At 73.0% G+C, this 7,890-nt stretch carries 7 protein-coding genes, 1 tRNA gene and 1 riboswitch; all 8 genes read left to right on the forward strand.

Annotated features, from left to right (window positions below):
- The first annotated feature begins 13 nt into the window (after positions 1-13).
- Positions 14-1,054, forward strand: a complete 1,041-nt coding sequence (locus tag ACH443_RS14380; protein WP_430590686.1) for a hypothetical protein — start codon at positions 14-16, stop codon at positions 1,052-1,054.
- A gap of 69 nt (positions 1,055-1,123) precedes the next feature.
- Positions 1,124-1,253, forward strand: a riboswitch (FMN riboswitch).
- A 140-nt stretch (positions 1,254-1,393) separates the two neighbouring features.
- Positions 1,394-2,461, forward strand: a complete 1,068-nt coding sequence (gene ribD / locus ACH443_RS14385) for a bifunctional diaminohydroxyphosphoribosylaminopyrimidine deaminase/5-amino-6-(5-phosphoribosylamino)uracil reductase RibD (RefSeq protein ID WP_430590687.1) — start codon at positions 1,394-1,396, stop codon at positions 2,459-2,461.
- Positions 2,462-2,464: 3 nt separating this feature from the next.
- Positions 2,465-3,079, forward strand: a complete 615-nt coding sequence (locus ACH443_RS14390) for a riboflavin synthase (RefSeq protein WP_430590688.1) — start codon at positions 2,465-2,467, stop codon at positions 3,077-3,079.
- Positions 3,076-4,404 (forward strand): bifunctional 3,4-dihydroxy-2-butanone-4-phosphate synthase/GTP cyclohydrolase II, encoded by a 1,329-nt coding sequence (locus ACH443_RS14395; RefSeq protein WP_430590689.1) that lies wholly within the window; start codon positions 3,076-3,078, stop codon positions 4,402-4,404. The genes ACH443_RS14390 and ACH443_RS14395 overlap by 4 nt, the downstream gene beginning before the upstream one ends.
- Positions 4,401-4,928, forward strand: a complete 528-nt coding sequence (ribH, locus tag ACH443_RS14400) for a 6,7-dimethyl-8-ribityllumazine synthase (RefSeq protein ID WP_430590690.1) — start codon at positions 4,401-4,403, stop codon at positions 4,926-4,928. Before ACH443_RS14395 ends, ribH begins: the two co-directional genes overlap by 4 nt.
- A 51-nt stretch (positions 4,929-4,979) precedes the next feature.
- Positions 4,980-5,053, forward strand: a tRNA-Pro gene (locus tag ACH443_RS14405).
- A 494-nt stretch (positions 5,054-5,547) separates the two neighbouring features.
- Complete coding sequence (locus ACH443_RS14410) at positions 5,548-6,648, forward strand: tyrosine-type recombinase/integrase (RefSeq protein ID WP_430590691.1); 1,101 nt, start codon at positions 5,548-5,550, stop codon at positions 6,646-6,648.
- A gap of 70 nt (positions 6,649-6,718) precedes the next feature.
- Entirely contained in the window at positions 6,719-7,504 is a 786-nt protein-coding gene (locus tag ACH443_RS14415; RefSeq protein WP_430590692.1) for a metallophosphoesterase, read from the forward strand.
- The last annotated feature ends 386 nt before the right edge of the window (positions 7,505-7,890 follow it).

A 7,890-nucleotide genomic window follows, 5' to 3' on the forward strand; every position in this document is an offset into this window, starting at 1 on the left:
CGATGAGTCGCCGATGAGCCGGGCCCCGCTGGCCCGCCGTGGTCGCCTGCTGCGCCTGGGCGCGGCGCGCGACACGTCCGCGGTGCGCCACCTGGTGACGTTCCTGGTCGTGACGGTGGCGACGGTGCTCGTCACGCGGTTCCTGCTCGCGGCGTCCGGGTACCCGCAGGTGGGCGGCGGCGGGCTGCACGTGGCGCACGTCCTGTGGGGCGGGCTAGGCATGGCGCTCGCGGTGGTGGTGCTGCTGTCGTGGGTCGGGCCGGCGCCGCGGTCGCTCGGTGCGGTGCTGGGCGGCGTCGGCTTCGGGCTGTTCGTCGACGAGATCGGCAAGTTCGTCACCTCCGACAACGACTACTTCTACGAGCCGACGGCGGCGCTGATCTACGCGGTCGTCGTCGTGCTCGTGCTGCTCGTGGAGGCCCTGCACGGGCGACGGGCGCACCACCCCGCGGAATACCTCGCGGTGGCGACCGACCGCGCCGTGGCCGGCGTGGCGGGCGGCTTCACGGACGCGGAGCGCGAGGAGGCGCGGGCGCTCGTGGAGCGGGGCCGCGGCGAGCCGGCGGCGGAGGAGGTCGCCGCGCTGGTGGAGGCCGTGCCGCGCGACGACGTGACCGTGCCGGACCCCGTCCGGGCGCTGGTCGTCCGGGTGTCCGCGTGGTTCGCCGAGGCGATGGAGCACCGGTGGGCCGCCGCGGTCGTGACGGTGGCGGTGCTCGCCACCAGTGCCGGGTCGGTCGTGGTGGCGCTGCGGGTGCTGCTCGGCGGGATCGCGGTGCCGTCCTGGGTCGGCGTCGGGATCCTCGTGGCCGTCGCCGCGACCGTGGCGTGCGTCGTGCGGGCGCTCGTCGTCGGCCCGCGGGACCACCGCGCGGGGGCGGTGTGGGTGCGGCGCGGGGTCCTCGTCAGCCTGCTGGTCACCCAGCTGCTCGCGTTCCGCGCGGTGCAGTGGGTGGCGGTGGCGGGCCTGGTGGTGGATCTCCTCGTGCTCGTCGCTCTCGGCGTCGCGCTGGGGCGGGACGACGAGCGGCGCACGGCGCGCGGTCGCGGGTGAGACGTGCGCCACTCGGGCTTGCCACGCGGGCGCGGGGCGTGGCACGGTCGGCGATGACGAGCGAATTGCTCGCGTGCTCTGGGGTCGGTGAAATTCCGAGCCGGCGGTGAAAGTCCGCGACCCGGTCACAGCCTGTGACCGGTTGACCAGGTGGAACTCCTGGACCGACGGTCAAAGTCCGGATGGGAAGCGCACGCGACGGCTCCCCGTCCGGTCCGACCCCCGGCCCCTCGGCCGGTGTCGTCCTTCGTGACGACCGTCCGCGACCGGTCGGTGCGAGCACGTCCGACCCCGCCTTCCTGCCCCGGGGTCCGCGACCGGACGACAGGGGCAGGACGGATGAGCGCCACCACGGCAGAGCGCGCCGCGATGCAGCGTGCGCTCGAGCTGGCCGCGCAGGGGCCGGCACGAGGACCCAACCCGCGCGTCGGGTGCGTGCTCCTCGACGCCGACGGTGCTCCGATCGCGGAGGGTTTCCACCGCGGCGCGGGCACGCCGCACGCCGAGGTCGAGGCGCTGCGCCGCGCGACCGAGTCCCGCGGCCCGGGCGCCGCGCGCGGGACCACCGCCGTCGTCACGCTCGAGCCCTGCAACCACCACGGCCGCACCGGTCCCTGCGCCGACGCGCTGCTGGCCGCGGGGGTCGCGCGGGTCGTGCACGGCCAGCACGACCCCAACCCCGCCGCGTCGGGCGGCGCCGCACGCCTGCGCGCCGCGGGCGTCGAGGTCGTCGGCGGCGTGCTGGCGGACGAGGCGCGCGCGCTCAACGCCGTCTGGACGCGTGCGCAGGAGCTCGGCCGTCCCGTCGTCACCTGGAAGGTCGCGAGCACGCTCGACGGGCGCTCCGCGGCCGCCGACGGCACCTCGCGCTGGATCACGGGACGGGCCGCGCGCCACGACGTGCACCGCCTGCGCGCCGGGGCGGACGCCGTCGTCGTCGGCACCGGTACCGCGCTCGCCGACGACCCCGACCTCACCGTGCGGCACGCCCCGCTGACGGGGCAGCAGCCGGACCGCGTCGTCGTCGGGCTGCGGGACCTGCCCGCGTCGTCCCGGCTCGCGCGCGCCGCGGCGGCCGGCGAGGCCGTGATCCACCTGCGCACCCACGACCCGCACGAGGTGCTGGAGCTGCTCTGGTACCGCGAGCACCGGCACGTGCTGCTCGAGGGCGGGCCCGCGCTCGCCGCCGCCTTCTGGCGCGCCGGGCTCGTCGACGACGTCGTCGCCTACGTCGCGCCTGTGCTGCTCGGGGTCGGCGCGTCGGCCGTCGCCGACCTCGGCATCGGGACCCTCGCCGACGCCGCGCGCCTCGACCTCCTCGATGTCGCCGTCCTGCCCCGGGACCCGGACGACCCCACCGACATCCCCACCGTGCGGCTCGCCCTGCGGCCGCGGAAGGAGCGCTGAGCCATGTTCACCGGAATCGTGGAGGAGCTCGGCACCGTCGTCGCGGTGCGCGAGCACGCCGACGGCGCCCGCCTCACCGTCGCCGCCGACGCCGTGCTCGAGGGCGTCCGGCTCGGCGACTCGATCGCCGTCGACGGCTGCTGCCTGACAGTGGCGGAGACGGGGGTGCACGACGGCCGCGCCACCTGGACCGCCGACCTCATGGCCGAGACCCTGGCCCGTACGAGCCTCGGCGGGCGGCGAGCCGGCGACCCGGTCAACCTCGAGCGCGCGCTCGCGGCGGACGGACGGTTCGGCGGGCACGTCGTGCAGGGCCACGTCGACGGCGTCGGGACGGTGCTCGCCCGCACGCCGGGCACGCAGTGGGAGGTCGTCGACGTCGCGCTGCCCCCGGCGCTGGCGCGGTACGTGGTGGCGCAGGGCTCGATCGCCGTCGACGGCGTGAGCCTCACCGTCGTGGACGTCCGCGACGACGCGTTCACCGTGAGCCTCATCCCCGAGACCAGGGCCCGCACGACGCTCGGCTCCCGCGCCGTCGGAGAGCGGGTCAACCTCGAGGTCGACGTGCTGAGCAAGTACGTCGAGCGGCACCTCGCGGCGACGGTGGCGGCACGATGAGCGGCGCCGTCGAGCGCGTGGCGCGGGCGATCGACGACGTCGCGGCGGGCCGCCCCGTCGTCGTCGCGGACGACGCGGACCGGGAGAACGAGGGCGACCTCATCCTCGCCGCCGACGCCGCGACGCCGGAGCTCATGGGCTTCCTCGTGCGGCACACGAGCGGCCTCGTGTGCGTGGGCGTGGCGGGGGACTCGCTCGACCGGCTCGGGCTGCCCCTCATGGTCGAGGCGAACGAGGACGCCTACCGCACGGCGTACACGGTGACGGTCGACGCCGCCACGGGCGTCTCGACCGGCATCTCCGGCGCCGACCGCGCCCGCACCGCACGCCTGCTCGCCGACCCGGCGACCGGTCCCGCCGACCTCACCCGGCCCGGGCACGTGCTGCCGCTGCGGGCGCGCCCCGGCGGCGTCCTGGAGCGACGCGGGCACACCGAGGCCGCGGTCGACCTCGCGCGGCTGGCCGGGCGGGGCGAGGCCGGGGTGCTCGCCGAGCTCGTGCACGACGACGGCACGATGATGCGGCTGCCCGCGCTGCGGGAGTTCGCGGCCGAGCACGGCCTCGCCCTGATCAGCGTGGCCGACCTCGCCGCCTACCGGCGCGCCACCGAGATCCTCGTCGAGCGCGTCGCCGTCACGACCCTGCCCACCCGGCACGGCGACCTCGTCGCCGTCGCCTACCGGGACACCCGCACCGGGGACGAGCACGTGGCGCTGGTGGCCGGGCCCCTCGACTCCCTCGCGGACCCGGCGCACGGGCCGGTGCTCGCGCGCGTGCACTCCGAGTGCCTCACGGGTGACGCGTTCGGCAGCCTCCGGTGCGACTGCGGGCCGCAGCTCGACGAGTCGCTGCGCCGGGTCGCCGAGGCCGGCCGCGGCGTCGTCGTCTACCTGCGCGGGCACGAGGGGCGGGGGATCGGCCTGGCCGCCAAGCTCGCCGCCTACGCCCTGCAGGACGGCGGCCGGGACACCGTCGACGCCAACCTCGACCAGGGGCTGCCCGCCGACGCCCGCGACTACACCGCCGCCGCTCACGTGCTGCGCGACCTCGGGGTACCCGGCGTGCGCCTGCTGACCAACAACCCCGCCAAGGTCGACGGCCTCGTCGCCGGGGGAGCGGCCGTCGTCGAGCGGCTGCCCCTCGTCCTGCCCGCCCACCCGCGCACGCTGGGGTACCTGCGCACCAAGCGCGACCGCATGGGGCACGACCTGCCCCACGTGTCCGACGCCCTGCACGACATCCCGCACGACATCCCGCACGACACCGGAGGAACCACGATGGACCGCACCCCGACCGCCCCGATCGTCGCCGGAGCGGCCCGATGAGCGGCGCCGGCGCCCCCGCCGCCGCGCCCGTCGACTGCTCCGACCTCCGCGTCGCCGTCGTCGCGGCGAGCTGGCACCAGGTCGTCATGGACGGTCTGCTCGACGGCGCGCTGCGCGCCTGCGCCGACCACGCGGTCGCGGAGCCGCGCGTCGTGCGGGTGCCCGGCTCGTTCGAGCTGCCCGTGGCCGCCCAGGCGCTCGCGGCCTCCGGGTATGACGCCGTCGTCGCGCTGGGCGTCGTGATCCGCGGCGGCACACCGCATTTCGACTACGTGTGCGCGGCCGCGACCGACGGGTTGAGCCGGGTGGCGCTCGACCACACCGTGCCCGTGGGGTTCGGCCTCCTGACGTGCGACGACGAGCAGCAGGCCCTCGACCGCGCCGGGCTGGACGGCTCGCACGAGGACAAGGGGTACGAGGCCGCCGCCGCCGCGCTGGCCACCGCGCGGGTGCTCGGTGACGTCCGGACGGCCTCGGTCGGCGGTGCCCGCGTCGATGCAGGAGCAGTGTCCGACCTGGGGTAGTATTTCGGTCGGCCCTGCGGGGTGGCACCACGGTGCCACGTGTGGGGTCGACGGGCTGTGGCGCAGCTTGGTAGCGCACCTGACTGGGGGTCAGGGGGTCGCAGGTTCAAATCCTGTCAGCCCGACAAAAGCCCAGGTGAGAGCCATTTCTCACCTGGGCATTTGTCATTTGTGGTCGTTGTTTGACGGCAACTCGCAGGAAACTCGGGCCCTTGCCGGGTGGTCGGTCGTGGCGATGGCGCCTGATCTCACGGCGATGAGACTGCAGAATCCGGGGAATCCCGGGCTCCACATGGCGTAGGGCTGCGTGCGGCCATGTTGATTTGAACTGGGGTCGTTGTCGCAGAGATCAAGTCTCGTTGCGGTGGAGTCGGTCAGTCCGTCGACGTCGTGGCAGGTACTCCGGGATCAGGCTGAGATGCCGTCCCACATGCACTGCATGAACGAGCGAGCATCCAGGTCGGCATCCTCATCCCGGTCGATAGGCGAACCGCGAGGGGCTGCGGGGAGGCCCCCTCTGAGGGCCGGCGCCCATGGCACGATCCACACCGTTCTGCTTCCGACGGGGAGGGTGCGTGCCGCGGCCACGGTTCGCGACCTTGGGGGTGCTGCGCGCCGTGTGACGGTCCAGGGCGAGTCGGAGGAGCTCGCTGTCGCTGCCTTGCGCGGCAAGATCGCGGCGCTCGTCGAACGAGGCGTCGAGGGCGGGCTGACGCCTGAGTCGGAGTTTCGTCGGGCGGCACGCATGTGGCTCGAGGGCGCCAGGATGGACGCTGCCTTTGGCAACGGGCGTCACAACCCGCCAATGCTCGATCGGTATGAGCAGATCCTGCGCAGGCAGGTCGTGCCGCGGCTTGGTCGGCTTCGACTGTCTGAGGTGACCGTCCCGGAGGTGGAGGCTGCGGTCTACGAGATCGTGGTGGAGGGGCATCCCCGCAAGGCGCAGTTGTTCCGTGGCACGGTCGCCCTGGTGCTCGACATGTGCGTGCGCATGGAGGTGGTCAGCGACAACGCTGCACGCGAGTCCCGCAAGCCACGTGTTCCAAAGAAGCCGTCGGCGTCGGCGTCGGTGAAGCCTGCCGAGATTCACGCTTGGCGGGCCGCGGTGCGTTCCTGGCGTTTGGGAGAGGAGCGGCGTCCGGGACCGCGGCCCGACGGTCTCCTCCCGGTGATCGTCGATGTCATGCTCGGCACCGGGATGCGGCTCGACGACGTTCTCGCGTTGCGTTGGTCGGACATCCACCGCGCCCGCTCGCTGCACACCCTTGAAGCGGAGGCGTCAGCGGTGATGCGCGGCGGGGCGACGGTCGACCATGCGACGAACTCCGACGCGCAGGGGCTGCCGATCGTATGGCCGAGGTTTGCGTTCCGGGCCGTGATGGGGCTACGGCCCGCCGATCCTGATCCGGAGTCGTTCATCTTCGTCTCGCGGACCGGGAGGCCGTTGCAGCCGGGCAACGTGCGCCGTTCCCTGCGTGCCGCACTGAGGGAAGCGGGCATCGACCACTCGACGGTCCACCCTCATCTGTTGCGCTCCACCGTGAGCATGGCGATCGCGGATGGCCGAACCGTGGCCGAGTACGCGTTGACAAACCTCGGAGAGTCTTTCTCGGACCCGACTGGGACGGACGGCGTCGAGCGCAGGCTCCTGGCTCAGGACGTGACTCGTGTGCTCGAGTGTCTGGTCGATGAGTCGGAGGACGTCGAGCGTCGCGGTTGATGTCCCGGGACTCGAGCGCACCGGGGGCGTTGTGCTGGGTGGGGCTCGTCGGGGGTGAGAGCCTTGGCCGATGACGCTGAGGCCTGCCCTCGAACTCAGTGACCGGAGCCGGATCGTGGTCGCCGGCGACTGGCATGGGGACGCTCGCTGGGCGCGTGATGTGCTCGAAGCCGCGGCGGCAGCCCGCGTCGACTTGGTCATCCAGGTCGGAGACTTCGGCATCGGTGGCTTCGGCATGTCGGGTCCGAGCATGGTCAGACAGGTCGACAAGGCGTGCCATAAGTTTGGGTGCCGGGTTGTCGTCGTGCCGGGCAACCACGACGACTACGACCACCTCGCTCGCCGCCCGTTCGACGAGGCCGGGATGATCCACCTCGGCCGGTACATCCGCGCGGTGCCTAGGCCGTTCAGGTTCGAGGTCGGGCGGCGACGATTTGGTGCTCTCGGCGGGGCGGTGTCTGTCGACCGTGAGGACCGGGTTGAGGGCGTCGACTGGTGGCCGCAGGAGGCGCCGGCTTGGAGCGATGTTCAGAGTCTGGGGACCGGACCGCTCGACGTCCTCATCGGTCACGACTTGCCAGCGGAAGTACGGGTGACCCCGGGTGGGTATGACATCGACGCCGCGACGCTGGCGCGAGCGGCGGAGGTGCGGGCCATGCTCTCGACCGCTATCACGCAGACCCGACCCCAGGTGGTGTTCGGTGGGCACTGGCACGAGCGGCTTTCACACCACTACATGCTTGAGGACGGCACCGCGGTCCGATGCGAGGCACTCGACATGGAACGCACACCCGGGAACGCCGTTGTTCTTGACCTCATCAGCCTGTCGGTCTCGCCGCTCGAGCTCCACCCGTAGGCGTCCATGCACGACGTGGGTTGCGCTTGCGCGCTGTCCGCTCGTAGCGCTGTCGTCACCGAACGTCGCGAACTCGGCGGGGGAGTGGAACAGGCCCTGGGCTCTACCCACATGGAGTGCATGACTCACGACGAGTCATCCACTTAGCCGGATCCTCCGGCCCGTGCCAGGGCTCAGCCCAGAGAGCGAGACTGATCGCAGATGACCACCACCGAGGTTCGTCGCATGGCCCGCGAGACCCCGCTCGCGTTCTTCCCGGACGCCGAGCCGACGAACGAGGCGATGCTCCTCGGGGACTGCTGCAGGGCTGGTTGACACTCCATCTGTGGGACGCCGTCCCGCTGGAAGGATGTCTCTGTGCCCAAGAAGTTCCCGCCTGAGTTCAA

It is taken from the genome of Isoptericola sp. NPDC019571 (assembly GCF_044389385.1).
GTDB lineage: Bacteria > Actinomycetota > Actinomycetes > Actinomycetales > Cellulomonadaceae > Isoptericola > Isoptericola nanjingensis.